24 protein-coding genes are annotated in these 26,722 nt (G+C 65.4%); 10 read left to right on the top strand and 14 right to left on the bottom strand.

Going from position 1 to position 26,722, the window contains the following annotated elements:
* The first annotated feature begins 427 nt into the window (after positions 1-427).
* Positions 428-1,144: a SagB/ThcOx family dehydrogenase gene (locus tag EET10_RS00490; protein WP_063467324.1), complete on the top strand. Its 717-nt coding sequence runs from the start codon at positions 428-430 to the stop codon at positions 1,142-1,144.
* A gap of 294 nt (positions 1,145-1,438) precedes the next feature.
* Here EET10_RS00490 and EET10_RS00495 read toward each other — a convergent pair whose 3' ends face one another.
* Entirely contained in the window at positions 1,439-4,153 is a 2,715-nt protein-coding gene (locus EET10_RS00495) for a cation-translocating P-type ATPase (protein WP_081260588.1), read from the bottom strand.
* 422 nt (positions 4,154-4,575) lie between these two features.
* Here EET10_RS00495 and EET10_RS00500 point away from each other — a divergent pair, with 422 nt between their 5' ends.
* A complete protein-coding gene (locus tag EET10_RS00500; RefSeq protein WP_244601793.1) occupies positions 4,576-4,971 on the top strand; it encodes a universal stress protein in 396 nt (131 codons plus the stop codon).
* On the opposite strand, the gene EET10_RS00505 is transcribed toward EET10_RS00500, so the two are convergent.
* The 3 genes from EET10_RS00505 to EET10_RS00515 form a co-directional block, all read right to left on the bottom strand.
* Positions 4,968-5,453: a hypothetical protein gene (locus tag EET10_RS00505; RefSeq protein WP_136622868.1), complete on the bottom strand. Its 486-nt coding sequence runs from the start codon at positions 5,451-5,453 to the stop codon at positions 4,968-4,970. The genes EET10_RS00500 and EET10_RS00505 overlap by 4 nt on opposite strands.
* 52 nt (positions 5,454-5,505) lie before the next feature.
* Positions 5,506-6,723: a GNAT family N-acetyltransferase gene (locus EET10_RS00510; protein ID WP_122502713.1), complete on the bottom strand. Its 1,218-nt coding sequence runs from the start codon at positions 6,721-6,723 to the stop codon at positions 5,506-5,508.
* Positions 6,724-6,810: 87 nt separating this feature from the next.
* The gene (locus EET10_RS00515; protein WP_036399333.1) at positions 6,811-7,215 is read right to left on the bottom strand and encodes a nitroreductase family deazaflavin-dependent oxidoreductase; all 405 of its coding nucleotides are present in this window, start codon (positions 7,213-7,215) and stop codon (positions 6,811-6,813) included.
* 208 nt (positions 7,216-7,423) lie between these two features.
* On the opposite strand from EET10_RS00515, the gene EET10_RS00520 reads away from it, so the two are divergent.
* A complete protein-coding gene (locus EET10_RS00520) occupies positions 7,424-7,648 on the top strand; it encodes a DUF2905 domain-containing protein (RefSeq protein WP_036399332.1) in 225 nt (74 codons plus the stop codon).
* Between the two features lie 51 nt (positions 7,649-7,699).
* Here the strand turns inward: EET10_RS00520 and EET10_RS00525 are convergent, their stop codons facing one another.
* From EET10_RS00525 to EET10_RS00550, 5 genes are all read right to left on the bottom strand, one after another.
* Entirely contained in the window at positions 7,700-9,937 is a 2,238-nt protein-coding gene (locus EET10_RS00525) for an NADP-dependent isocitrate dehydrogenase (RefSeq protein ID WP_036399331.1), read from the bottom strand.
* A gap of 184 nt (positions 9,938-10,121) precedes the next feature.
* The gene (locus tag EET10_RS00530) at positions 10,122-11,747 is read right to left on the bottom strand and encodes an FAD-binding protein (protein WP_036399330.1); all 1,626 of its coding nucleotides are present in this window, start codon (positions 11,745-11,747) and stop codon (positions 10,122-10,124) included.
* A gap of 657 nt (positions 11,748-12,404) precedes the next feature.
* Complete coding sequence (locus EET10_RS00540; protein ID WP_051490260.1) at positions 12,405-12,785, bottom strand: hypothetical protein; 381 nt, start codon at positions 12,783-12,785, stop codon at positions 12,405-12,407.
* A gap of 220 nt (positions 12,786-13,005) precedes the next feature.
* Positions 13,006-14,778, bottom strand: coding sequence for an N-acyl-D-amino-acid deacylase family protein (locus EET10_RS00545; protein ID WP_036399329.1), 1,773 nt, complete (start codon positions 14,776-14,778; stop codon positions 13,006-13,008).
* A 153-nt stretch (positions 14,779-14,931) separates the two neighbouring features.
* Positions 14,932-15,309, bottom strand: coding sequence for an STAS domain-containing protein (locus EET10_RS00550; RefSeq protein ID WP_036399328.1), 378 nt, complete (start codon positions 15,307-15,309; stop codon positions 14,932-14,934).
* Positions 15,310-15,577: 268 nt separating this feature from the next.
* Here EET10_RS00550 and EET10_RS00555 point away from each other — a divergent pair, with 268 nt between their 5' ends.
* On the top strand, positions 15,578-16,627 hold the full coding sequence (locus EET10_RS00555) for an ABC transporter permease (protein ID WP_036399327.1): 1,050 nt from the start codon (positions 15,578-15,580) through the stop codon (positions 16,625-16,627).
* A gap of 3 nt (positions 16,628-16,630) precedes the next feature.
* The gene (locus EET10_RS00560; RefSeq protein WP_036399326.1) at positions 16,631-17,623 is read left to right on the top strand and encodes an ABC transporter ATP-binding protein; all 993 of its coding nucleotides are present in this window, start codon (positions 16,631-16,633) and stop codon (positions 17,621-17,623) included.
* A 27-nt stretch (positions 17,624-17,650) separates the two neighbouring features.
* Here EET10_RS00560 and EET10_RS00565 read toward each other — a convergent pair whose 3' ends face one another.
* Positions 17,651-18,592 (bottom strand): extracellular catalytic domain type 1 short-chain-length polyhydroxyalkanoate depolymerase, encoded by a 942-nt coding sequence (locus tag EET10_RS00565; protein ID WP_036399325.1) that lies wholly within the window; start codon positions 18,590-18,592, stop codon positions 17,651-17,653.
* Positions 18,593-18,669: 77 nt separating this feature from the next.
* Between EET10_RS00565 and EET10_RS00570 the strand changes: the two genes are divergently transcribed.
* Positions 18,670-19,140 carry a MarR family winged helix-turn-helix transcriptional regulator gene (locus tag EET10_RS00570; protein ID WP_122501810.1) on the top strand — a complete coding sequence of 157 codons (471 nt, stop codon included), beginning with the start codon at positions 18,670-18,672 and terminating at the stop codon, positions 19,138-19,140.
* A 35-nt stretch (positions 19,141-19,175) separates the two neighbouring features.
* Here EET10_RS00570 and EET10_RS00575 read toward each other — a convergent pair whose 3' ends face one another.
* From EET10_RS00575 to EET10_RS00585, 3 genes are all read right to left on the bottom strand, one after another.
* Entirely contained in the window at positions 19,176-20,552 is a 1,377-nt protein-coding gene (locus tag EET10_RS00575; protein ID WP_081260585.1) for an acyltransferase family protein, read from the bottom strand.
* 151 nt (positions 20,553-20,703) lie between these two features.
* The gene (locus EET10_RS00580; protein ID WP_051490259.1) at positions 20,704-21,084 is read right to left on the bottom strand and encodes a hypothetical protein; all 381 of its coding nucleotides are present in this window, start codon (positions 21,082-21,084) and stop codon (positions 20,704-20,706) included.
* Between the two features lie 101 nt (positions 21,085-21,185).
* Positions 21,186-22,016 (bottom strand): alpha/beta fold hydrolase, encoded by an 831-nt coding sequence (locus tag EET10_RS00585; RefSeq protein ID WP_036399323.1) that lies wholly within the window; start codon positions 22,014-22,016, stop codon positions 21,186-21,188.
* Between the two features lie 65 nt (positions 22,017-22,081).
* Here EET10_RS00585 and EET10_RS00590 point away from each other — a divergent pair, with 65 nt between their 5' ends.
* Positions 22,082-22,687, top strand: a complete 606-nt coding sequence (locus EET10_RS00590) for a TetR/AcrR family transcriptional regulator (RefSeq protein ID WP_036399322.1) — start codon at positions 22,082-22,084, stop codon at positions 22,685-22,687.
* On the opposite strand, the gene EET10_RS00595 is transcribed toward EET10_RS00590, so the two are convergent.
* Positions 22,684-23,634 (bottom strand): LysR family transcriptional regulator, encoded by a 951-nt coding sequence (locus EET10_RS00595; RefSeq protein ID WP_051490258.1) that lies wholly within the window; start codon positions 23,632-23,634, stop codon positions 22,684-22,686. The two genes, EET10_RS00590 and EET10_RS00595, sit on opposite strands and share 4 nt — an antisense overlap.
* Before the next feature lie 98 nt (positions 23,635-23,732).
* Here EET10_RS00595 and EET10_RS00600 point away from each other — a divergent pair, with 98 nt between their 5' ends.
* The 3 genes from EET10_RS00600 to EET10_RS00610 are packed head-to-tail and all read left to right on the top strand — an operon-like array spanning position 23,733 to position 26,638.
* Positions 23,733-24,845, top strand: a complete 1,113-nt coding sequence (locus tag EET10_RS00600) for a hypothetical protein (protein ID WP_063467317.1) — start codon at positions 23,733-23,735, stop codon at positions 24,843-24,845.
* A 33-nt stretch (positions 24,846-24,878) separates the two neighbouring features.
* Positions 24,879-25,466 (top strand): UGSC family (seleno)protein, encoded by a 588-nt coding sequence (locus EET10_RS00605; RefSeq protein WP_063467316.1) that lies wholly within the window; start codon positions 24,879-24,881, stop codon positions 25,464-25,466.
* The gene (locus EET10_RS00610) at positions 25,463-26,638 is read left to right on the top strand and encodes a CaiB/BaiF CoA transferase family protein (protein ID WP_099187885.1); all 1,176 of its coding nucleotides are present in this window, start codon (positions 25,463-25,465) and stop codon (positions 26,636-26,638) included. Before EET10_RS00605 ends, EET10_RS00610 begins: the two co-directional genes overlap by 4 nt.
* Positions 26,639-26,722: the final 84 nt, after the last annotated feature.

Genomic DNA, 26,722 nt, shown 5'->3' on the forward strand with positions numbered 1-26,722 from the left:
TCATCGCGGGCTGGCGGAGACCCGTCGACAGGCGGGCTATCGGACCTCGTCGCCGGTGACCAACGACCCTGTCCCAGGGCGAACGAGTGGCCCATGATCGCCTCTGTCGTGCGGAGAATTCCATGAAAAGCAGAGTTGGGTGTTGCCGGTCGAACGCCCCAGTAGCCGGATACCCGGCCATCGATCCTCCAGATCTGGGTTTCTGCGTTGTGCGGCACGGCGCTGACTTCGCTAGCACTGTCGCTCTTCTCCAAATACATGTTGGTAGAGAAGAATGGTTTACGGAAATGAATGCATTAGAACTGGTTTGGTCGCCACACTTTTCCGCTGAGCGGAGAAGGTGATATCATGGCAACAAGTTTTGGTCGCGGTCCCGCTATCTTAACGGCACATACCGCAGTTAGCCGGCCTATTAGGATCGCCGATCATGGTTAAATGGCGTTTGGCGGTTGGATTTATCCTGATCGCAACGATTATATCGGCGGCATGTTATTTGATCGGCAGTAGCGAAGGTGGTCAGCGGCAGCAACGTATTGGCGATCATCTTCAACTGCCGCCCGTGCGCCTCGACGGCCCGGTCTCGTTGGAATCAGCTATGCAAAGTCGCCGGTCCGTGAGGAAATATGCAGACGAACCGCTGTCGCTGGACGAAGTCTCGCAATTGTTGTGGGCGGCCCAGGGCATCACGCACGAAAACGGTTACAGAACGGCGCCTTCAGCCGGCGGGCTTCATCCGCTGGAAATTTATCTGCTGGCTGGCGCAGTGGATGGCCTCAGAACTGGCATCTATAAGTACCTGCCATCCGGACACCAACTGCTGGGGGTGTCCAACCAGGATCAGCGGGACGACCTCTACCTGGCTGCTTTGAAGCAAGACCCCATCCGGCAGGCACCGATTGTGATTGTTTTCGCTGCGGTCTACCAGCGCACACAGGTCAAATACGGTGATAGAGCGTCGCGCTACGTACATATGGAGGTCGGGAGCGCTGCCCAAAATGTGTACCTGCAGGCCACCGCGCTGGACCTGGGAACCGTCTTTATCGGCGCATTCTTGGACGACCGGGTAAACGCAATCCTCGGGTTGGCGGAGGATGAGCAGGCGTTGTGCTTGATGCCGGTGGGCATACGGCGCGCTCCGCAGTAAAGAAGACAGCTAGGTTACCTCACCACCGACCGCGAAACGACCGCACGAAGAATAGAATTCCGAAGTTACCGAAGGCCCGCACGCCGGCGGGCCGTCGGTACCTTCTGGAGGCGTCGTTGCAGCTTCATTCGCAGCCGCTGCACCATGCCGATCGCTTACTCTGCCCGGCCGCACGCTGGACGAAGAACTCCGGGACGTATCCGGTTCACGAGCCCATTGCCGATTTCGAGGATCTCTCGGACGTCGATTTAGATTTAGCTTTAGAAGCGCCCGCCGGTCGGGGCGAAGCCGACGTCAGAGGTGATGCAGCTCTGGGCACTGAAGGTCACCCTTGCGCCCGCGGACTGCGAGCGATGTCTGTCCTGCCGCGAGGGGCAGCACGCTGCATCCAAGGGCCAGCGCCCATCCTTGGATACCGATCGCCTGGATCTGCAGCGCCTTGGCTAACACGGGGATGGTGAAGGCGGCCGCGATCAGCCCCAGGCAGAGCGCCAGTGCACACCAGACCAGCCGGTTGCGTGTGACAGCGTTGCACAACACCGCGCTGCGGGGCCCGCGCATGTTGAAAACATGCCATAACTGGGCCAGTGCGATGGTCACAAACGACACCGTTGTCGTTGTCGCGGTGTCATATTCAAGCCAATACCGGGCAGCGAAGAGCGCCACCAGGGTGCTTACCGCGATCGCCACTCCGTAGCCCGCCATCATGCGCCACAAACTGGCCGAAATGATCGGCTCTTTCGGGCGTCGCGGCGGTTGGTCGAGCACATCGCCCTCTCCTTCGCCGGTGGCCAACGCGAATGCCGGAAACACGTCGGTCACCAGGTTGAGGAACAAAATCTGCAGGGGAAGCAGCGGCAACGGCAGCCCGCCGACCACGGCGAGCGCCACCACCAGTACCTCGCCCAGATTGCAGGAGAGCAGATAGAACGCGAAGCGGCGGATATTGTCGAAGATGACTCTGCCCTCGCGCGCGGCGATCACGAGCGTCGGGAATCGGTCATCGAGCAGCACCATGTCGGCCGCATCGCGCGCCACCTCGGTGCCTCGCTTACCCATCGCGACGCCGATGTCGGCCTTCATCAGTGCCGGCGCGTCGTTGACGCCGTCACCGATCATGGCCACAACGTGGCCTCCGCGTTGGAAGAGGTCAATGAGGTCAAGTTTCTGACGCGGGCTTACCCGCGCAAAAACCTGCGTGTGCGCTATCCCATTGGGTACCGACTCGGGCGCGTCCTTCAGGCGCGACAGCTCGTCACCGGTCGTGACGACAGCGTCAGTCGCTGCGATGCCGACCTCCCTTGCGACGGCCACCGCCGTGCTGGGATGGTCACCCGTGGCCATGACGACGCCGATGCCCGCTCGGCGCAGCGCGCCTACCGCGCTGGCGACGTCATCCCGCGGCGGGTCACGAAATGCCACCAACCCGACAAACACCATCCCATTGCTGAAGAGCTGCTGCGGATCCACGCACGCATGCTCGGCGAGCCCGAGCACACGTAGCCCGTCAGTCGCCAGTTCCCGGGCCACGTCCAGCCACTGGGCCTTGCGGTCGTCATCGAACGGCTCCGCCGCGACACCGATGCGATCCGCCAGCGCCAGCACTACTTCGGGCGCCCCCTTCATCGCAGCGAAATACTCGTCGTGATCACGATGCACGGTCGCCATCCATTTGGTAGCGGGGTCGAACGGATACTCGGCGACCTCCGGGTACAGGCTCAGCTGATCGCCGCGACTCAACCCGCCGAGCGCACCGGCCTGTAACAGCGCGACCTCCATCGGATCACCGTCGCCGATCTTGGTTTCGACGTCGTAGTCAGCGTTTCCGCACAACACCCCGACCAACAACACACGCATGAGCTCCGCATCAGCAGAGGGGTCGACGGGCAAACCCCTGGCGAGCACGGTGTTGGCCTGGTAGTCGAAATCGAACCCACCGGTGACGGTGACGACGCTGTCAACGGCCATCCGATTTTCGGTCAATGTGCCGGTCTTGTCGGTAAGGACCACCGTGGTCGAGCCCAGCGTCTCCACCGCCGAGAGGTTCTCCACCAGTGCGCTTTGTCGCGCCATGCGCAGCATTCCGCGGGCAAGAGCAAGCGTGGCCACGATCGGCAGGCCTTCCGGGATCGCTGCCACCGCAAGTGCGATCGAGGTCTCAATCATCAGCAGCGCCGGCCTGCCGTTGAGTAGTCCGGCCGCCGCCACGACGGACGCTATTACCAAGGTCAGCCAAATGAGCTGGCGCGACAGGCGCGCCAGGTGATCTTCCAACGGCGACCTGCCCTGTTGGGCCTCTTCGACCAGCTGGGTGATGCGGCCAAGCTCGGTGGACAGCCCGGTGCCCACCACAATGCCTTCGCCACTACCGCCGACCACATGAGTGCCCTTGAACAGCATCGCGGCCCGCTCATGAAGGGCTGCCGCCTCCGGGTCTGGCTCCGCGGTCTTGTGAACCGGCACCGACTCACCGGTCAGTGCCGACTCATCGACACTTAGCCCGGCGCTGTCCGCGCATCGTAGGTCGGCGGACACGACGTCACCTGCCTCCAGGAGTACGACGTCGCCGGGCACCAACGCATCGGCGTTGATGACCATGGACCGGCCGTCTCTGCGTACCCGAGCGCTGCGCCCGCCAAGCGCCCGCAACGCCTCCATCGAGCGCACTGCCCTGCGCTCCGTGGCGTAGCCGATCGCCGTGTTGATCAACAGCACGATGGCGATCGCAGTCGCCTGGTCCCACTCACCGAAAGAAAACGACACGACCATCGCTGTTGCCAGCAGGGCCACCACGGGGCTTGCGAACTGGCGAACCAGCAGCACGAAGTCGGAGACCGGCCGACGCGTCGTAAGGAGATTAGGGCCGAACAGTTGTCGGCGCCGCTCGACCGCCGTCTCGTCAAGGCCGACCTCCATGTCGACACCCAATTCACCCGCAACATCTATGACCGCCGAGGTATGCGGGTGCTGCGGCAATAACTCTGTTGAAACCAATGCTGAGCCCATCATTTCGAGCGTGACATCGCAGACGCCGCACCGTCAGGAGGCAGAGGTCACACAGCGCAGCGACCACCGCCGATGCTCGGCCATCAGGGCGGTCCGGTATGCCAACGATGGCCCCCAGGGCCTGTCATATGACAGGCCGACTGGCGAGTGCCTCGCGTCTGGTCGTCGTGGGCGTGATACTCAAACCCGACGCGGCGGCCAATTTCGTTGCGGGCATTGGGTCGGGATCATATTGTGACCCTGTCGGGCCGTCTCTCGTCTGCACCCGGGCGCCAGTGCCCCATGAGTTAGGGACCAATGCCTACTGTCCCGACCGCGATGGTTGCCTAATATCAGCGGGACGACACGCTTGCCCACGACGTGCCGTAGTTACGGGCTCCAGCAGGGAGGTCCTCATGTGAGATTCGCACATCCACCCCGGAATTGTGGTCGGTGTCGATGGCTCGCCATCGTCCACAGCCGCTGTCCAATGGGCGGCAAGGGATGCTGAGATGCGCAACGTGCCAACTCATTTGGTACATGTCATCGCTCCTATGGCTACCTCGGAGGGGTGGTCAGGCATCCCGATAATCGCCAACTATGCGGATTGGCAAGAAGAACGCGCGCGCGAAATCATCGAACAGGCCGACAAGGTCGTCGCCGAGGCCACCTCGACAAGCCGCGCCCCGCATGTCACGAGCGAGGTACTGCACGCCGCGATTGTGCCCGCCCTGGTTGACCTGTCCAAGAGCGCCGACATGGTCGTGGTCGGCTGCCGCGGCCAGGGCGGTGTGGGGCCCCGGCCACGGTCGACGGAGGCCCTCCGAGAATTTCGGGGCTAGTTCGTGGTGGAAGCGGGATGCGGCACACGTGCTGACCTGTCGGCCACGATGCTCGCGGTGGTCGAAAGCACGTCGTCGACGAGGCTCAGCTGCGGGCCGGCGGCCGCGGCGTCGACGATCTGAGGGTCAACGGCCTGATACGTTTCTCCGTGCACTCCGATAGTGGCATGGTCTCGCAGCCAACACTTTTGAAGCCAATCGGTTTGTGTGCCATAGGGCAGCGGGATGATGGAGCCGTCGCGTGGCCGGCCTGTTCGGTGCCGTGCTGGGGAACTGAATGCGCGCAACGAGTTTTCGATGTTTATCGGCGACGCAAAGCGCGAGCGCATCCTGTGTGGGTTGTTCGACAGCTTCTCGCCGACAGCGCCGCCGAGATGGTCTTTGACACCAACCACGCCTGGTGCCGGTGGAGCAGCAGGGCGATCGGCTGAGAATGAACGGGTGCCGCCAGCCGCGTTTATCCCGCGGGCGGCGCGGCCCACCGCGGCGTGGACAGCTTCTGAGCGGCAAGACCGCAGATTCCCCGGCGGCGCCTCAGAAAAAGAATCCGGCATGCGGTGCCTCCGGCACCGCGAACAGCCGATCCGCGGCACCGAGTGCGTTTGTATCGTCGGCCCGGACCAGCCCGGCCATAGCGAGGCTGCGCCAGGTCGTGCCGCCGAGCAGAACCGCGGCGAGCCCGTCGGCGCCGACGAGTAACTGCGCGCGGCGCTGCGTCGGCTCGGCGCCGTCGCCGGTGATAGTGAAGCGGGTCGAATTACCGGGCAAGAGTGGATCATTGACCGCGATGGTGACGGAACCGTCGCCCGCATACCGGCGTGCGGAAAGCGCCTGGTAGGCGTCGACGATGCGGAGCCACGTCTCGTCGTATATCCGGGTGACCTTCGCGGCCCGCCGGTCGACGAGCAGCCACGGCAACGGATCGTCAACTGGGAGCATCCAGAACACCACGCGGTCAATGAGATCCAGCCCCAGCAGAAAGCGCAGCAGGCCCAGATAGGCATCCGTGGATGGGGCGAAGAAGTCCTCGACCGCGATGGTGCGTTGTTCGCTGACGAACCAGTTTTCGGCATCGAGAGGGCGGTAGCGGACGAAGCCGGACTCCGTCCCGGGCTCACCGTGCACCGCGATATACCAAGGCCCAGAGTATGATTCGGTGCGCAGCCGCAGGCCCCGCCACCAAACCGATGCGCGCTCAACGGTTCCCGGCCGGAAAGACCGGTTCCCGGCGTAGATTCGGGGCAGCACGTCCCATGATTGCGCGGTATCGAGCAGTCGAACCGGCCCGCCGGTCCCGACGCCCGGACGTAGCGCGGCGCGTCGAGTATCCACCTCCACGCTCTGCGATGAACTCGCCACGCCGTAGCCAAACCGTTCATAGATCGTCGCCTCGGAGGCGCGCAGTGTCGCGACCGCCTCACCCCGGGCGGCGATGTCGTTCAGCTGATGACGGATGAGTTCGGTGGCGATACCTCGACGGGTGAACGACGGCAGCACCCCGATGTGCGTCACGGCGGCGTGCCGCACGACCGCTCCGCCGGGAAGTGTCAGTCCGCAGGTGACGGCATCAGCAGTGCCGACCAGCTGCCGTCCGGCGAACGCGCCCACCGTACGGCCTGGCTCGAGCAGTGTGGTGATCCGACCCGGCGCCAGGTCCGGCACGGGCGGCAACCCGATCATGGCGGCGCGGAAAATTCCAGCCGCCGCGACGAGGTCGTCTTCGCTGTCGAGAACACGGATCTCGATGCCCACAAGGCCATCATGGCTGGTGCCCTCGACGGCGGCGCGAGCGCCTCGGCCGGACGATACCGACGCGGCGCCCAACTCGACCGAGCTGAATCACTTCCGAGCCGGCGGCGCGGCCGCGGGCGCCATTTTCAGATAATGCCTGACATTGAACCGGTCGAAGGCACGTTTCTGGCGAGGGGCCAGTTGCCCGGCCGCAGCCGCTGGGTCGATGATCTGCGGGTCGACCGCCTCATATGTTTCTCCGTGCACGCGGATGGTGGCGCGCCCCGCAGCCAAGACATTTCGCAGCCAATCGGTGTGTGTGCCGTAGGGCAGCGGAATGATGAAGCCGTCAGTTACTGGTTCCGCCACCACGGGTGTGGCGTACCTCGTGCCGGTGCGGCGCCCGGTGTGCTCGATGACGCTGGCATACCAGTACTTTCGGCCAGCCACCAGCATCATGGCCGGATTCAGCAGGTGCTTGTTGAACACTCGCACGGCATCGAGGACCGCCATGATGAACCTTCTTTCTCTGCGGAGCGCCGGTTGTCGACAAATCGAAATACCCTTGCGCAGTGGGGTCTTCAGGCTTGCCCAGGTTAGGTCAGCCGGAGCAGACGGCCTAGGGCCGTTGGTCCCCGGGCGCGTAACGTGAGTGGGTGTCTGGCCCAGGAGAAGGACGATTATTGGTCGCTACCGGCCGACGTATCCGGTGGGAGGTCCCATGGGCCGCAACGTAGGTCCGTTCCTCGTGGTGGCCGGAATCATCATCGCGGTGCTGGGTGTCCTGACGTGGGTCGGCGGCCTCTGGTGGGTCGGACGGCTTCCTGGTGACATCAGAATCGAGCGTGGAAACGTGCGCATCTACATTCCGGTGGTCTCGATGCTGGTCATCTCGATCGTCGGCAGCATTGTCCTGACAATTCTGCTGCACCTGTTTCGCCGATGACGCCCGGCGGGCCGTGCTTGAGCCGCCGCTGTAGTGCGGCGCGCGAGGGTGTCAGCCGTGCGCGGCGGCCAACGCGTCGTTGAACGTCTTGCTCGGCCGCATCACCGCCGTGGTCTTCTCCCGGTCCGGCGCATAGTAGCCGCCGATGTCCACCTCTTCGCCCTGCGCCGCGGCGAGTTCGGCGACGATGGTTTCCTCGTTCGTGGCCAGCGCATCGGCCAAGGGTGCAAAATGTTCCCGGAGCTGCTGGTCCTCGTTCTGCGCGGCAAGTTCTTGCGCCCAGTACATGGCGAGGTAGAACTGACTGCCCCGGTTGTCGAGCTCACCGGTCTTGCGTGACGGGCTTTTGTTGTTGTCCAGCAGCTTGCCGATCGCCGCATCCAGCGTCTTGCCCAGGATCTTGGCCTTCTTGTTGCCCGTCTTGGCGCCCATGTCGTCCAGGCTGGCGCCGATTGCCAGGAACTCGCCCAGCGAATCCCAGCGCAAGTGATTCTCCTCCACGAGTTGATGGACATGCTTGGGCGCCGAACCGCCGGCCCCCGTCTCGTACATGCCGCCGCCGGCCATCAGCGGAACGATGGACAACATCTTGGCGCTGGTGCCCAACTCGAGGATCGGGAACAGGTCGGTGAGGTAGTCGCGCAGGATGTTGCCGGTAGCGGCGATGGTGTCCAGCCCGCGGATCAGGCGCTCCAGCGTGTACCGCATGGCGCGCACCTGCGACATGATCTGGATATCCAGGCCGTTGGTGTAGTGGTCCTGCAGATAGAGCTTGACCTTCTTGATCAGCTCGTTCTCGTGCGGGCGGTAGGGGTCGAGCCAGAACAGCACCGGCATTCCGGAGTTGCGGGCCCGGGTGACGGCCAGCTTGACCCAGTCGCGGATCGCCGCGTCGGTGACCGTGCACATACGCCAGATGTCGCCGGTTTCCACGTTCTGGGTCAGCAGCACTTCGCCGGTGTCGAGGTCGACGATGTTGGCGACGCCGTCCTCGGGAATCTCGAATGTCTTGTCGTGCGAGCCGTATTCCTCGGCCTTCTGCGCCATGAGCCCGACGTTGGGCACGGTGCCCATGGTGCGTGGATCGAAGGCGCCGTTGGTCTTGCAGAAGTTGATCAGCTCCTGGTAGATGCGGGAGAAGGTGGACTCCGGCATCACGGCTTTGGTGTCCTTGGGCCGCCCGTCGGCGCCCCACATCTTGCCGCCCGCGCGGATCATCGCCGGCATCGAGGCGTCCACGATCACGTCGCTGGGCGAGTGGAAATTCGAGATCCCTTTGGCCGAATCCACCATGGCCAACTCGGGGCGGTGTTCGTGGCAGGCGTGCAGATCCCGGATGATCTCGTCGTGCAGCGACGCCGGCAGCGACTCGATCTTGTTGTAGAGGTCGACCAACCCGTTGTTGACGTTGACGCCCAGCTCGTCGAACAACTCCTGGTGCTTGGCGAAGGCGTCCTTGTAGAAGGTCCGCACCGCGTGGCCGAAGACGATGGGGTGCGAAATCTTCATCATCGTTGCCTTGACGTGCAGTGAGAACATCACGCCGGTCTTGCGCGCGTCCTCCATCTGCTCCTCGTAGAACTCGACCAAGGCCTTCTTGCTCATGAACATGCTGTCGATGATGTCGCCGGCGCCCAACGACACCTTGGGCTTGAGCACCAGCGTCTCGCCGCTCTTGGTCACCAGCTCCATCTTCACGTCGCGCGCGCGGTCCAAGGTCATGGACTTCTCGCCGTGGTAGAAGTCGCCGTGCTTCATGGTCGCCACATGGGTGCGCGAGGCCATCGACCACTCACCCATGCTGTGGGGGTGCTTGCGGGCGTATTCCTTGACCGCCTTGGGTGCGCGACGGTCGGAGTTGCCCTCCCGCAGCACCGGGTTCACCGCGCTGCCCAGGCACTTGGCATAGCGGTTCCGGATGTCTTTGTCCTCGTCGGTCTTGGGATCTGCCGGGTAGTCCGGAAGCTTGTAGCCCTTGCCCTGCAACTCTTTGATGGCCGACACCAGCTGCGGCACCGAGGCGCTGATGTTGGGCAGCTTGATGATGTTGGTCTCCGGTAGCTGCGTCAACCGTCCCAGCTCGGCCAGATCGTATGGCACGCGTTGGTCCTCGGTCAGGTAGTCGGGAAACTCGGCGAGGATCCGGCTCGCCAGGGAGATGTCACTGCTCTTGATCTTGATGCCCGCCGGCTCGGCGAAGGCGCGCAGTATCGGCAGAAAGGCGTAGGTCGCCAGCAGCGGCGCCTCATCGGTCAGGGTGTAGATGATGGTCGGCTGCTCGTCACTCATCGGTGTGTCTCCCGGCGTCGCTATTGGTCAGATTCGAGGGCTCAGCGTTGGATCGGCGCCTAACCAGTATCGCGGCTCCATTGTGCCGAAAATCATTCGGGAAGTGTTCGGTGAGCCGGTGAACAGTAAACCCACGTCGGTCACCGCGCGGCGGCCCGGCGAGTGCGACGGCACCCATCACTGGTCAACGCGGGCTCTGTTCGGCCGACGCGGCCGCGGCGTGTGTTCCGGCGCGGCGGCCCGAGAACACGCAGTCGGCCAGCGAGAGCCCGCTGACGTAGGAATTGGAGCAGACGCCGGCAGCGGTGCGTCCCGCGCTGAACAACCCGGGAATCGGCTCTCCGGATTCGTTGACGACGGCTCCGCTGCGCTCGTCGACTCGGATACCGCCGAGAGTCAGCATCGGAGTGGGGTTGAGCAGGCTTGGCCGCACCGAAATATTGAGCAGGGTGAACGGCGCCTGGCTGATCCGGCGGACAAACTCGGCGGGCTTTCCGGCGGGGTCCGGTGCGCCGGTGTCGATCGCGGCGTTGTGCGCCGCGACGGTGGCCACCAAGCCGTCGGGATCGATACCGGCCGCCTTCGCGACCTCGGGCAGCGACGGCGCTGTCACCGCGTCGGCCAACATCAGCGCCGCAACCTGGGCACGCTGAAACCACAACGGCTGCGTGATCATTTGGCGGCGGGCTTCCCGCATCAACGCGGCATCGGCGAGAAGCCACCCGGCGCCCTCGTGCTGTCGGATCATGGCTTGCCCGACCGCGGCTCCGTAGCGACTTTCGTCGATGACGCGATGCCCGCCCCGGTCAACGATGACGGCGCCGATGAACGCGCTCGGCGGGGTGATAAAGCGCCAGGCCGAGACATTGTCCATCCGGTCGGTGACTGCTCCGACGCTCTGCGCGAGCGCGATGCCGCTTCCGTCGTCGCCGCTGGTGCCCAGTTGCAGACCGCCCACGTATTGGGGCGCGAACCGCTGCACCCAGTCGGTGTTGGCGATGAAGCCGCCGGCGCAGATGATCACGGCGCGGCGCGCATGGATGCGGACCGGCTGGGCGTAGCGCCGCTCGAGCCTGCGCAGCTGCCCTTCGATCAGGCGGCGAAGCGGCGGGTAGTAGATGCCCGGCTTTGCCGAAAGCTTCGCTGCCGCAGCGTAACGGCGCTGGATGAGCGGTGGCGCGAAGTGCATGGTGAGCGCATCCACTCCGGTCACCCGACCGGAAGAATCCTGGATCAGGTTCGTCACCGTGGTACGGGGCCAGAACCGAACGCCAAGGGCCACTGCGGCTTTGGCCAATGGCTCATGCAGCTTCCGGCCCGAGGTGCCGCGGCCCTGGACGCGATGCCCGCGCTGGACGGGCGGGGTGTGGCAGCGAAACGCGCCGGCGTTTTCACTGCCCGAGTGATAAAGGTAGTAGCGATTGTTCGGAAACGAGGTCTTGTACGGGCACACTGCGGGGCTGAACGGCACCCCGTAGCTGCTCAGCCAGTCGATCATCTCGGGGCTGGAGCGTACGAACGACTCCAGGGTTTCCTGGCTGACGGCGTCACCGACTTCGAGGCGGAGATAGGCCAGCATTTGCTCGGGGCTGTCGTTGACCCCGGCCTGTTGCTGAACTATGGTGCCGCCGCCGGCGTAGATGATCCCGCCCGATATCGCCGTGGCACCACCACCATTGGCGCGGTCCAGCGCGATGACATCTGCGCCGCGTTCGCGGGCGGCGATGGCCGCGCACTCACCTGCTGCGCCGAACCCGATCACCACGACATCGGCGGACTCGCCGATGCGCGCCGACTTGTCACCAGCCATGCCAGTACTCCCACTGGGGTTGCGCGTTGTGGGGTGAACTGTAACAGGTTCTAATTCTGTCTCCGTCTCGGTCGAGCGGGTCGAATCTGGGGGTGCCGGAGGAGATGTTCGCGGCCGCGGTGTCGCCCCCGGGTGTCCTGGATCATGGCCGCAGCGGAGTGCAGCAGGGGGCGTTGTCGGCGGCCGGGTCGCCCGATGCGAGGCAAGATCTGACCGGTCCCATTTCCCGAGAAGCTCGACACCAAGCCCACTGTGATCGGGCGCGTCGAAAACAGATGTTTGATGGGCTGGTCGACTCCGGCACTCGAGCACGAGGCACGTTAAATGGCAAACCAATCGAAGTTGTCGAGACGCGCCTAATAAGCACGCCACATCCTGCGCCCAGCCCAGGCGCAGGATTGTTCGGCGGCAGCGAGGGATCAACCAGAGGCGCTGGTGGGGCGGCATCGCGTGGGGGCTCGCCTAGCCCGCTTCCAGGACCCCGGGCGACGGTCGAACCACCACCCGCCACGCGCATGGAGCCACCAACTCGTCTCGGCGGACCCATGGGGGGCGGACCGCTACCGCCAGAGTCCACCCCACATCCTGTTCAACCGCCGCACAGCCACCACGAACTACCTGTGCTGGGTAAAGACGAGCTACCGGACTTAGATGAATTCAACCCAGGATGATAAGGGGCATCGATGCCGGGCAGCCGTGACACGCAACATCGAGACGTTCATCACCAGATCCCGGATGACCAACGACATAGCGCACCCAATCCGCACCCCATTGTTGGCCGCCGGGCTCGCGAATTTCGATCGTTATCTTCTCGGGGCTGCTTCCGGCCGCTTGTAGATATTCTGTGGAATAGATGCCGGCTTCCACCATGTCGGCATACTCCATTCCCGAGGGAAGCGGCGCCAGGGACAAAGCCCATGGCTTTTTCCCGTTGAATCGGTGCAGCGGAGCTGCGAATGTACTGATATCGCTGCGGCTCGAGATCTCCTCGACTAGGACACCGCCGTCGTATTCAACGAGGTGTGTGTGATGGCCCATGGATAAGAGCCTATCGCCTAGCGCCGACACATCCGCTTCCGCTACATACTGCATCGAGACCGGCCAGAGCCACGGGGCCGCCGTCGTCTCTCGCACCTGGCGGACCCGACCAGAAATACGGCCTCATCATAGGCAGCAAGACCGGGCGCAGAGCTGTCGAATTGCCACTGAGCCGCCATCGGCCGTACCGACTTGTTGCATAGCTCGCCCTCGCTTCCCCCTAGCGCGCGCCGCGCACCAGGCGGCCGGGGCGGGCGCCGGTGTCTACGCCGTCACGGCGGGTGACCGTACCGCTGACGATCGTGGCGGTGTATCCGCTTGCGCCCTGCAATATTCGGTGGCCGCCGGCCGGCAGGTCGTAGGCCATTGCCGCGGGATGCAATGTCAGCTTGTCCATGTCGATGACATTGAGGTCGGCCTTCTTTCCGGGCTCGATGGTGCCGCGGTCGGTGAGGCCGAACAGATACGCTGTGTCGCGGGACTGCTTGCGAATCACGTACTCCAGCGCCAACCGCTCGCCGCGGCGGCGGTCGCGCGCCCAATGGGTCAGCAGAAACGTGGGATAGGAAGCGTCGCAGATCATCCCGCAGTGCGCCCCGCCGTCGGACAGACCCAGAACCCCGGCGGGGTGCAACATCATCTCCCGAATCGCATCGCAGTTGCCCTCGGCGTAGTTGAACAACGGCAGCATCAGCATGGCGGTCGCGTCCGCCTCGAGCATCAGGTCATAGAGGGTCGCCAGCGGGTCCTCGCCCCGCGCTGCCGCGATCGCGGCGACCGTGCGATCGGGAGTGGGCTCGTAGTCGGGCGGATCGCCGAGAGCGTAAAGACGTCCCAGTGCGTGCTGAACGAAGGCGGACATGCCGTCGAAGAGCACCGTCGGGTCGATAGGCAGATCTTCTTCGGCGAGAATGGCGGCCTTGACCGCCGGGTCGGCGAGCCGCTGCCCCACCTCGTCGCGGCCGCATTGCGCCTTGAGTCGTCGGTAGGTGGGCCGATGGCCGAAGGCATGGTGCCCGTGAAAGCCGATCATCATGCCGAAGGGGCGCGCCGCGATCTGCGGATGCAGGCGGCTGCCCGTCTCGTGCGCGGCCGCAGACAGATCCAGCTGCTCGCGCCACAGGTTGGGGTCGGCGTCGACCTGGATGAGCGCGAACGATACGGGCCGGTCGATTTCGCCGCTCAACCGCCGCATCCAATCCAGTTCCTTCCTGGGCCCGACGATGTCCTCGCCCGCCGCCCCTTGTGGGGCCAGCTCGAAGACGGCCTGCCCGCCTGCGGCCATGGCGCGGCCGAGACCGAACAGCTCGTCCTCGGCGGCGAAGGTGCCGGGCACCGGCTCGCCGTCCATCGCTCGGTGTGCCAACGTGCGGGATGTCGAAAAGCCCAGCGCGCCGGCTTCGACCGCCTCGGTGACCAGCCGGCTCATCGCCGCGATGTCGTCAGCGGTGGCCGGCTGGTTGCGGGCCCCGCGCTCACCCATCGTGTACGCGCGCACGGCGCCGTGGGGAAGCTGGCTGCCCACGTCGATCGCGAACGTGCGGCTGTCGATCGCGTCGAGGTACTGCGGGTAGCTCTCCCAGCCCCAGGTGATGCCCTCGGTCAGCGCGGTGCCCGGAATGTCCTCGACACCCTCCATCAACGTGATCAGCCAGTCCTCCCGGCCGGGGCGAACGGGAGCGAATCCCACCCCGCAGTTGCCGGTGACCACCGTCGTGACCCCGTGCCCGCTCGACGGTTCGAGCAAGCCGTCCCAGCTCGCCTGACCGTCGTAGTGGGTGTGGATGTCGACGAAGCCGGGGGCCACCAATTGCCCTGTCGCGTCGATGGTTTCGGCGGCGTCGGCGATCTCCAAGCCGTCCGTCGCGGGATCGTTGGAACCACGGCGGACGACGTCGACGATCGTGCCGTCCTTGATGCCGATGTCAGCGCGATAACGCTGTGCGCCGGTGCCGTCCACGACGGTGCCGCCGACGATCTTCAGATCGAACATGGCGTCCCTCTGCGTCTCATTCCGGTCACCGGCTGCGACGCGCGGCGGCTGGCAAACCCCGGATTATTACGCTACGGCGCGTAGCGTATGTGTCGACGGTAGGCGTCGCGGTCGCTCGAGTCAACGAAGTCAAGTTGCGGGGCCGCGCAAACCTCACTCCCCGGCCAGGCTGCTGAGGGCGCTATCGAGTGTCCGGTAAAGGGGGAACACGGAATCAATGCCCATGAGTTTGATCGGCCGGCTGGTGGCCGGGCCGTCGGCCACCACCGCGAAGCGGGTGGGGGGCGCCACCTGAGCGTTGGCGGTAACGAGGACGGTCATTCCGGCCGAGGCCAGGAAGTCCACTTTTGACAGGTCGACGATGAGGGCGGGGGGGCCGGCGGCCAGCGCGGTCTGTATCGCCTCGACGAGCTGCGGCGCGGTCAGCATGTCCACTTCACCCGAAACGGCCAGCACGACAGCATGATCTGCCTGGGATTTCTCGATGCCGAAAGCCGTCGGAGTTACCGGATCGCCAGATTGTTCGGTCATGCTCGTATCTCACATCCGTTGCTGGTGGGACACCGCTAGTTCCCAGACAACCACTACTAAGCCTGGGGCTGTCGTCTCAACCCTGTCGATCGTCGATCCTGCACAGTTAAACGCGGCGCGATGTCACCATGACGATGGCGCCCAAAGATCCCACCGGCGACCGAACGCCCATGTTACCTGTGGCGTTCGACGCCGTCGCCAGCCCGGTACGCCGCCTGCCCGGACAAAACCTGGACCGGGACGACGGGGACATTGGTAGGTTCTGGGAATGCTCTTCGCGGCCCTGCGCGACATGCAGTGGAGGAAACGGCGCCTGGTCATCGCGGTGTTCAGCACCGGATTGATCTTCGGGATGACGCTGGTTCTGACCGGACTCGCGAACGGCTTCCGGGTCGAGGCCCAGCACACCGTCGACTCGATGGGTGTGGACCAATTCGTGGTCAAGGCTGGCGCGGCGGGGCCGTTTCTGGGTTCGACGCCGTTTCCCGATGTTGACCTGGCCCGCGTGGCCGCCGAGCCCGGCGTCACGGCTGCCGCACCGCTGGGCTGTGTCGGGACGATCATGAAAGAGGGCACCTCGACGCGAAACGTCACCGCCTTCGGCGCGCCCGAGCATGGCCCCGGCATGCCGCAGGTCTCCGAGGGCCGCGCTCCGTCCAAGCCGGACGAGGTGGCGGTTTCGAGTACGCTGGGCCGCCGCCTCGGCGATACCCTGCAGGTCGGTGCGCATACCTTGCGGATCGTTGGCATCGTGCCCAATTCGACCGCATTGGCAAAGATCCCCAACATCTTCCTGACCACCGATGGGTTACAGCAACTGGCCTACAACGGGCAGCCGATGGTCACCTCCATCGGGGTCGACGGATCCCCCCGACAGCTCCCGGACGGCTATCAGACCTACGACCGCGCGGGCGCGGTCCACGACTTGGTACGCCCGTTGCGGGTTGCGGTGAATTCGATCTCGATCGTGGCCGTCCTGCTGTGGATCGTGGCGGCGCTGATCGTCGGATCGGTGGTGTACCTCTCGGCGCTGGAGCGCATGCGCGATTTCGCGGTGTTCAAGGCGATAGGCACGCCGACGCGTTCGATCATGGCGGGACTGGCATTACAGGCGCTGGTCGTTTCCCTGCTCGCCGCGGTGGTGGGCGTGATCCTGTCGAAGCTATTGGCGCCGCTGTTCCCGATGATCGTCGCGGTCCCCGGCTGGGCCTACCTGGCGCTGCCGGTGGTGGCCGCCCTGATCGGCCTGCTGGCCAGCCTTGCCGGATTGAAGCGCGTCGTGACCGTCGATCCTGCGCTCGCGTTCGGAGGTCCCTGAGCGGTGGGCGATCTCAGTATTCAGAACCTCGTCGTCGAGTACTACAGCGGCGGCTACGCACTGCGGCCGATCAACGGGTTGAACCTCGACGTGGAGGCCGGTTCGCTGGTGATCCTGCTCGGGCCCAGTGGCTGCGGGAAGACGACATTGCTGTCCTGCCTCGGCGGCATTCTGCGGCCGAAGTCGGGGGCGATCAAGTTCGAAGACGTCGACATCACGACGCTGGAGGGCGCCGCGCTGGCGAAGTACCGGCGTGACAAGGTGGGCATCGTCTTCCAGGCCTTCAATCTGGTGCCAAGCCTCACCGCCCTGGAAAACGTGATGGTTCCGATGCGGGCAGCCGGGATGTCGCGCGCCGCCTCGCGCAAGCGTGCCGAGGAATTGCTGACGCGGGTCAATCTCGCCGAACGAATGAAGCACCGGCCCGGCGATCTCAGTGGCGGACAGCAGCAGCGGGTCGCGGTCGCCCGGGCGATCGCGCTGGATCCGCCGTTGATCCTGGCCGACGAGCCGACCGCGCACCTCGACTTCATCCAGGTGGAGGAGGTGTTGCGGCTGATCCGGGAACTCGCCGACGGTGACCGGGTGGTGGTGGTCGCAACCCATGACAGCCGGATGCTGCCGATGGCCGATCGCGTGGTCGAGCTGACCCCGGACTTCACCGAGACCAACCGGCCGCCCGAAACGGTGCAACTGAAGGCCGGCGAGGTGCTGTTCGAGCAGAGCACGATGGGTGACCAGATCTACGTGGTGTCCCAGGGCGAGTTCGAGATCGTGCACGAATTGGCCGACGGCGGCGAGGAATTGGTGAAAGTGGCCGGACCCGGCGACTACTTCGGCGAAATGGGTGTGCTGTTTCACCTGCCACGTTCGGCGACCGTGCGAGCCCGCACCGACGCGACGGCCGTCGGCTATACGGCGCTGGCCTTCCGGGAGCGCCTGGGCGCGGGGGGACTGCGCGACCTGATCGAGCACCGCGAGCTGGCCGGCGACTGATTTTCGTCGAGCCCATCCGCGTTAGCGTTAGCGATGATGGCCGCTGAAGAATTGCCAGATGGTATCGGTCGCGTCGAGCGCTGTCGACGGTTCGGGCAGACCCAGCCTTTCCAGCAGTGGGCTGCGGCTACCGCCGGGCCACTGATGGCCGGCCCCGGCTACCGAGATCAATTCGACGGCACGTCCGTCGGGGCAGTCGGCGGTTTCGGTCGTCACCACCCCGGCAGTGCTCGCCGACGGCGGTCCGCAGCCGTCGATGCTCCGCCAGGTGCCGTTCACCGACGGCACCGACGGACCGTCGACACGAGGAGTTCCGTTGGCCGTCAAGGCTTTACCAGGTCCCCCGGCGTAGGGAACGCTGTCGTCGGCGGTGCCGTGGATTTGCAGAACCGACGTCGGCTGTGCGCGTGCGCAGTCGGTCAACAGCGTGCCCGCCACCGGCGCGATGGCTGCGAAAATGTCTGTCTGACAACCCAACCGAAGCGCCAGCATGGCTCCATTGGACATGCCGGTGGCATAGACACGGGTGGGGTCGAGAGGAATCTGCCGCCCGATGGCGGCGACCATAGCGGTGATGAAACCGACGTCGTCGACGTCGGTTTGTTGCGGCAGGCCGCAGCACGACCCGGCATTCCAGGCGCGGTTGAGACCGTCGGGATAGGCGACCAGGAAATGTCCGCGGTCGGCTTCGGCATCCCAGTGATAGGCCCGTTCCGCCTGTGCGCCGTTGCCGTAGCCGCCGTGCATCATCACCACCAGGGGCACCGCATCGGGAAGTTCTGGCGGCCGGTACAGATTGAAAGTCCGGTTTTCGCCGCCCCATTGGATGCTCTGGCCGGACTGGCCGGTGGGAATCGTCGTCGGGTCGGGGGCTCCGGTCGCGTGTCCGGGGCCGAAGCACCCGCCCACCGACGTCACCAGCGCGCCCAGCAGCATCATCGTGCGCACCCACACCCGTCCGCAGGCCATGAGCTCAATGGTGACACCAAGCCCGCACAATGACAAGTAGCTTGTCAATATGGCGGTGAGTGCGACACTCTTCGGTTATGCGACGTCTTCTGGATGCCCAGTGGGAACCGACCGTGCCGGCCTTGGTGCAACTACTGGCCGCAACCGGGGCGCCGCGGTTGAGAGCGGCATTCGCCGCTGCCGGCCTCGACGGGTTGCGCCCGGCGCAGGCAGTGCTCCTGGTGCCCTTGGCCGCCGGGAGCCTGCATGCCTCGGATCTGGCTGAGCACCTTGCCGTGAGCCGGCAGGCGGTGGCCCAGGCCGTTGCGGCACTGGAACGCCACGACTATGTCAGCCGGGTACCTGACCCGGCGGACTCGCGGGCCCGACTCGTCCAGCTGACGCCCCGCGGTCGTCGGGCGCTTGGCGTGATGCGGTCCAATGCAATCGATGCGGAAGAGCGCTGGACGCAGATCCTGGGGCAGCGCCGCCTGGCCGAGCTTCGGAAGAGCTTGCAGATGCTGCTCGCCGCGTCGGACGCCGAGGCGCCCGACGCGGCGTCGCATTAGGCCAGCCCGTCACACCAGTACCACGAAGGTGGACACTAGCCGCCTTGAGGAGCGCCCAATCCTTCTGAAGCCGTGACCAATTCGGGAAGGCCTCGGCGACAACCGCTGACGGCAGGACCTGCCCACCGTGCTGCGGCCACGGTCCGAGCAGTCACGAGTGCGCCGAGCATAACGGCCACGCAGGCAAGCCCGTCGTCCTTGAGGCCCCACTTCACCGCGGCCAGGATCGCTGCCCCGGCCACGCACAGCAGCATGCCCACTACCGTCCCCTGCCGGCGCGATGTGATGGCGGGTGCGCCATCCCAGCCGGGCAGCGGATTGTTCTCCAGCGGCCGCAGCACGACGAAGAGCAGTGCCATCGCGGTGGCCATGAGCAACAGCTGCTGCACGCTGATCGCGAGGAAACCGGGCTGTCCCGGGTAGCGGGGGTGGCCGGCGATGTCGAAGAGCAGCTGCACCCCCAGTAGTACCGGCATGTGCCACAGGTACAACGTCATGGCGCCGGTATTGCCGATTGCGGTCAGCCACCACACCCGCGGCCGGCGGGCCCAGCGGGCAATCCCGGGTGCGGCCGCGATGGCCAACGCGCTCAACGTTATTGCGTGACCGGCCAGCAGCAGCGACGGGGGGCTCATGTTGGGCAGCCGCTGTCCTTCGATACCGACCAGGCTCAGCTCGTACGGCCCCCACCGAAGCAGCGCTACGTCGACGGCGAATAGTGCCGCGGCGGTGCCCAGCGCGGCGCGCCCGGAGAGCACGTTGCGTCGGTAGGCAACGCCGAACATGCCGGGAATCAGCCAGACCGCGAGGTTGAGATAACCGAGCGTCGCGGCGGCGGGCCAGTGCAGCCGAACCGCGTCGATGACCGCGATGACCGCGTAGACCGCGGCCACGCCGGCGGTCAGACGCCCCGTCGTGCTGATCCGAGAGAGCAGCGGCATCGCGGCCAGCACCAGCACGTAGGCGCCGAGAAACCACAGTAACTGAATGCTGATGCCGGCGATGGGCTGGTAAACATGCTGGGGCAGTAGCGGATACAGCAATATCAGGGCGATCGCCCAGAACCCGAGGTAGTAGAACACCGGGCGAAACAGCCTGCTGCAGCGCTTCAGCAGCCAGTCGCCCCAGTTGGTGCCGGGTCGCCACGACGTCAGGCACGCCGCCGCGCCCGCGAAGAAGAACAGCGGCATGATCTGGAAGATCCAGGTCAGTGCCTGAAAGACCGCCGAGGTGGTCAGCAGGTTGTCCCAGATGAGTACGCCGCCGCGGATGACACTGATTGCCATCACCGTGTGGCCGACGATGACTCCAAGCAGGGCCGTGATACGGATGACGTCGATGGCGCGGTCGCGCTCGGCCGGGGTGCGGGCGACCAGTTCGGTGGGGCTGGGAAAGCCGATGAGCGTTGTCATGTCCGGGAGCATCGCGGATCGACGTACCGCCTGGCCTGCGTAGTTCTACCCGATCCGGCTGGGTACGGCTACCGGGAGTTCGGTGATGGCGGCTATCGCTGCACGTCCCGCAGGACAGGCTGGGCTGACCGGTGTCCGGCGCGGCGGTGATTCACCACGACGACGCGTGCTGGGTCAACGTCAGGAACAGGTATCCGATGCAGAGCAGGAAGTTCAACGCGACGATGGCCAAGCCGACCGAGATCAACGCTTGCCGGCAACAGCGCTGAAGGCGTCGTATCTTGGCGACCCGGTTTTCGTGGTTTATCCGGATGGCGATCAAAGCGAAACTGACACTTGTCATTTCGTCGTCTGAGGCCGGCATGCCGGCCAGCATTTCCCTTAGCCGTCCCGGTGGGATTTCGACGCCCACCCGGGCGAAGCGCCGGCTCAGCCGTCGTGCCTGGTGACGGCCGAAAAAGTGATCGCGCATCGGAATCTGATGCGAGAGTCTCCGTCGTTCGTCGCCCCAGGGGTTCGACGGCGTCGTCACAAAGCGGAATTCTATGCCGTTCTTGCACCGTATCGGTGCTGCCGCGCCAAATTTTTCGGCGAAGCTTGACCGGATCGTGGGGCGGACGGGCCCAGGGTGCGCTAGGTGCGCACCGCCACCGTGGACAGCAGATCGGCAAGCCGATCCGGCCGGTCCACCATCGAGAATGTCCGCGCTCCCTCGATCAACTCGAAGCGGGCGTTCGGAATGGTCGCGGCCAGGCGTTCACCGTCCTCGAGCGCAAAGAATTTGTCGTCGGCCGACCAGGCGATCAGCGCCGGCTTGTCGAACTCGGGCAACCGGGCGGCGACGCCGGTGGTGACATCTGTGCGCAGCGACAGCGAGAAGCGGCGCAGGTCTTCGGCAACCCGCGGATTGGATAACGCCGGCCGTACCCAGGCCTGGGTCAGTTCGTCGATGTCGGCATATGCCAGGTCGTCGTAGGCGCGCCGGCGTGCCGCCGGTGCCCGCATGGTTTGGATGGCGGCCCGGAACAGCGGCTTGGACTTGGCCGCGAGGATCACCGGCTTGAGGATGGGTGGAGGAAAGTGTTCGAACGCATCGCAACTGGTGAGCACCAGAGCGCCGACTCGCTCGCGATGGTGCACCGCGACGAGTTGGGTGACCACCCCGCCGGTGTCGTTACCAACCAGCACCGCATCCTCCAGGTCGAGTGCGGCAAGGAATTCGGCGACGATCCCGGCGACACCGCTGATGGATTGGTCCGCGCCGGCGCGCAGTGGTTCCGGATGCGCCCCGAGCGGCCAGGTCGGCGCCAGGCACCGCAGACCGCGACCGGCAAGCCGTTCGGCGACTTGCCGCCATAGTTGACCGCCCATCATGTACCCGTGCACGAACACGACGGGCCGGCCGTGGGCGGGTCCGGTTGCTTCGTAATGGATGGTCCCGGCACTAATGTCGATCGTCGACATGGGTGACTCCTAATCCCGATATACTTACAAACAGGCTGTCTGTTCGTAAGTTACCGACAGGTTGTATGGAAATCAAGAGGCGGACTCAGGAAGAGCGTTCCGCGGCGACCCGCGAGGCGCTGATCTCGGCCGCCCGCACGCTGTGGGGCGCGCGCGGTTACGCGGAGGTGGGAACGCCGGAGATCGCCAAGCAGGCGGGAGTCACCCGCGGTGCGATGTATCACCAATTCGCCGACAAGGCAGCGCTATTTCGCGACGTAGTGGAGGCGGTCGAGCAGGATGTGATGGCCCGGATGGCCACCCTGGTGGCGGCGTCGGGAGCGACCGCACCCGCTGACGCGATCCGCGCCGCGGTCGATGCCTGGCTCGACGTGTCCGGCGATCCCGAGGTGCGGCAGCTGATCTTGCTGGATGCCCCCGCCGTGCTGGGGTGGAGCGCCTTCCGTGACGTCGCCCAGCGGTACAGCCTGGGGATGACCGAACAGTTGCTCACCGAGGCCATCCGGGCCGGCCAGTTGGCTGCGCTACCGGTGCGACCGCTGGCAACGGTGATGATCGGTGCCCTGGACGAGGCGGCCATGGCCATCGCCACCGCCGAGGATCAACAACGCGCCCGCCGCGAGATCGGGCAGGTGCTGCGACGGCTCATCGACGGGTTGCTGCAGGACTAGTTTTCCGCCGATCGGGCGGCGAGTTGTGGATAGTGCCGGTTGAGGTCTTCGAGGTATCGCGGCGACTCCGCCACGGCAACGTCGAGAAAGCAACGCACACTGGGTGATTGGTTGGCGGTACGCCATGCCAGGGCCAGCGGGCGGTACGGCAGCGGGCCGTGCAGCGGGATGAACCGGACTCCCCTTCGGCTGAGGTTGATGAAAGACGTTGGCAATAAGGCGCTTCCGGCGCCGGATGCCACCAGGGCGAGGATCGTCTGAATTCGCGCTACTTCGTCGACGATCGGCGGCTCGATGTGGTGCACGCGGAACAGCTCGACGACGTCGGCGTAAGTGGTGGCCGCCGCACTTCTGGTCCACAGGATCATCGGCTGGTCTGCCAACAGTGCCGGGGCAAGGCGCTGGTGTTCGGCGAGCGGGTGGTCCTCGCAGACGACCGCGGCCAGCGGGTCGTCGAGCAGGGTCTGGATGGTCAACGACGGCTCGTCAACCGGTCCGCGCAAGAAGCCGATGTCGATACGGTGTGCGACCAGCTGCGTCGTCTGCTCAGCAGTATCGAGTTCGGCGACTTCGAGTTTGACCTCGGGGTAGCGGTGGCGATGTGCGCGCATCACGTACGCCAAGACACCGTCCACCGCTGCCTGCAGCGCGCCGACGTGAATGTGGCCGAGCTGGCCGGTGGCGGCCCGGCGAGCCGCGGCAAAGGCGCGCTCGGCGTGGGTGAGCGCCAGTGCGGCTTCCGCGCGAAGGGCGTGGCCGGCATCGGTGAGCTCGATCGGGCGGCGGGAGCGATCGATGAGCTCCACTCCCAGTTGGCGTTCCAGCTTTTGGATCTGCTGACTCAGCGGTGGCTGGGCGATGTGAAGTCGCTCGGCGGCGCGACCGAAGTGTCGCTCCTCGGCGACCGTCACGAAGTAACGCAGCAAGCGCAACTCCGGGTCTGTCATATGTTGAGAATATATTGCCTGTCTCAATATGTCTTGGACGATGAAGATGTGGCGTCCTACCGTGGTCTCGAAAGCGCCTAGACCAGGAAGGCAACCACATGACCTCCGTGCTTACCGACGAACGCGATCTCGTCGAGTACTACTTCAACCAGCCCTGGAGCGACGGCTTGCCGGTGGTTCCGCCGACACCCGAGCGTGTCGCGACGGTGCTGGGCGTATTGGGCGGGCAGCCCGAGGAACTGGTGGCGCGTATCCCGCCGCGATGGGGCAGCCTGACCCGGGAACTGCTGGCGGTCAATATGGTGATGGCCGGATGTAAACCGGAGTACGCCCCCGTGGTGCGGGCAGCCGTGCTGGCGTTGACCGATGCGCGGTTCAACCTCAACGGCATCCAGGCCACCACGCATGTCGTCTCGCCGCTGATCGTGGTCAACGGGCCGATAGCCCGCCGAATCGGAATGAACTCCGGCGGCAACGTATTCGGTTCGGGTAACCGCGCCAACGCAACCATCGGCCGAGCGATTCGCCTGATCATGCTCACCGTCGGCGGCGGTATTCCCGGCGAACTGGACAAGAGCACCCTGGGCCACCCCGGCAAGTACACGTTCTGCATCGCCGAAAACGAAGCGGCCAGCCCGTGGGCTCCGTATCACGTGGAGCACGGTTACGCCCCGGACGAGAGCACCGTGCTGGTCATCGGGGCCGAAGCCCCGCACAGCGTGACCAACCACATTTCCGATGACCCGCAAGGGATTCTGGACTCGATCGCCTCGGCGATGAGCACGATCGCCCACAACAACGCGGTGCTCGGCGGCTCCTGCACGGTGGTCATCGGTGTGGAGCACGCGCACACCATCGCCTCCTTCGGCTGGACCCGCGACGACGTCCGTCGTTATCTGTGGCTCAACGGCACCAACACCTGGGACGACGTGAGCTACGGCAACCGGTACGCACCACCCGGCGGTCGCACCTATAACCGCAACCTGCCGAAGTGGTATCCGCGCGAGTCGGGCCGGCGGGTGCCGATCGTGTTCACCCCAGACGACATTCACCTGTTCGTCGTGGGCGGATCCGCGGGCCGGTTTTCGGCCTTCCTGCCCGGCTGGAGCACCGCGACCACCCCGGTGCTGCGCGCCGTTGAGGACGACATCGTCGGCTCCGCCGGAAGCGGACGCGACCTCGAGTGCTCCGACGGCTCGTGCCGCCTGTGAAATTCCCGACAAACTCGACGAAGGAGAACCCCGATGACCGACTTTGCCTATGACCCGTGCGGCGTGATCGAGGTGGCAGCAATCCCCATGGCCCCTCGACCCAACCGGGTCGTCGGGCTGCGCCTGGGCGTGCTGAGCAACACCAAATGGAACGCCGCCAAACTCTTGCGGGCCACCGTGCGTGAATTGGCAAGCGCCGGGTTGACGTTCACCTCGGTCACCTATTACGACAAGCGCCATTTCTCCTCGGATGCCGACCCCGAGTTGATCCGGTGGATCGCGGCGGAGAACGACATCGCGCTCACCGCGATCGGCGACTGCGGCTCATGCTGCTCGGCGTGCGTCAACGACGCGGTGCGGCTGGAACAGGCGGGGGTGCCGACCGTGGTCATCGTGACCACCGAGTTCGAGCATGAGGCCCGGCTGCAGCGTGAATCGCGCGGCATGTCGGGTCTGGAGCCTGCCGTCGCCACCCATCCGATCAGCAGCCTGACCCTCGACCAACTCGAGAGTCGCGCCGCCGAGATCGCTCCGCAAGCCCTTCGGATCTGGTTCGGTGTTACTCCGGTGTCGCGCAGTAACGGCAAGGCGCCGGCGATGTTCGGTCCGGTCGGGACATGATGAATGGCTCTGTAGGACAGCCGCTTTCGTCGCTGCTGGTGGCCGACTTCTCCCGGGTGCTGGCCGGACCGTTCTGCACGATGACCCTCGGTGACCTGGGTGCCGAGATCGTCAAGATCGAACCACCCGGTGGCGACGACACCAGAGCCTGGGGTCCGCCATTCGTCGCGGACCAAAGCGCCTACTACTTGAGCGTGAACCGCAACAAACGCAGCATCGTGCTCGACCTGCGCGATGCCGAGGACCTGCGGGTGGCCAGGGCCCTTGCCGAACGCGCCGACGTGCTGGTGGAGAACTTCCGCCCGGGCACCATGGCGCGCTTCGGCCTGGACGAGCCCGTGGTTCGGGCGGCGAACCCGGCGCTGGTGTACTGCAGCATCTCGGCGTTCGGGACCGCGGCGGGACGCGAACTGGCCGGCTACGATCTGCTGGTCCAGGCGCTCGGCGGGTTGATGAGCATCACCGGGGCCGACGGCGACAGCCCGACCAAGGTCGGCGCCGCTCTGGTGGACGTCCTGGCGGGACTGTTTGCCACGGTCGGCATCCTCGCTGCGTTGCGCGAGCGGGACCGGTCCGGGTGTGGCCAACATGTCGAGATCAATCTGATGTCGGCACTGCTGGCCGCGATGGCCAACCAGTCGGCCGGATTCGTTCTGGCCGAACAGGTTCCGCGGGCAATGGGCAACGGACACGCCAGCATCGCCCCCTACGACAGCTACCCGACCGGCGACGGGACGATCGTGCTCGCCGTCGGCAACGACAAGCAATTCGGTCGGCTCTGCGAAGCGTTGGGTATCCCCGGCCTGGCCCGAGACGCACGATTCGCCACCAACGAATCGCGGGTGCGCAATCGCGCCCTGCTGCGCGAGCATCTGGAAGGCGCGTTGGCGACCGAATCGGCCGAGCATTGGACGAAAACCCTCCCGGCACGGGGAATTCCCGCCGGCGCCGTCAACAACATCGCCGAAGCCGTTGCCCTGGCCGAGCGGCTGGGCCTGCACCCGATCCGCGATACCGAGGACGGCGACGCACTCGGTCGCCAGGTGGCCAGCCCGATCAAGCTATCCGCCACACCGGTGACCTACCGCACCAGGGCACCGCGCCTCGGCGAGCACAGCAATGACATCCGTGCCCGGGTTGCCCGCCTGAAGCCGCGACGCAAGACCGCGTGATCACCTGTGACACAGCTACCGGACAACTGACTCACAGACTACTCACGGCGTGCAGACACGCTTTCGTAACCCGGCATTCCGCAA

The sequence above is a fragment of the Mycobacterium pseudokansasii genome (assembly GCF_900566075.1).
Taxonomy (GTDB): domain Bacteria; phylum Actinomycetota; class Actinomycetes; order Mycobacteriales; family Mycobacteriaceae; genus Mycobacterium; species Mycobacterium pseudokansasii.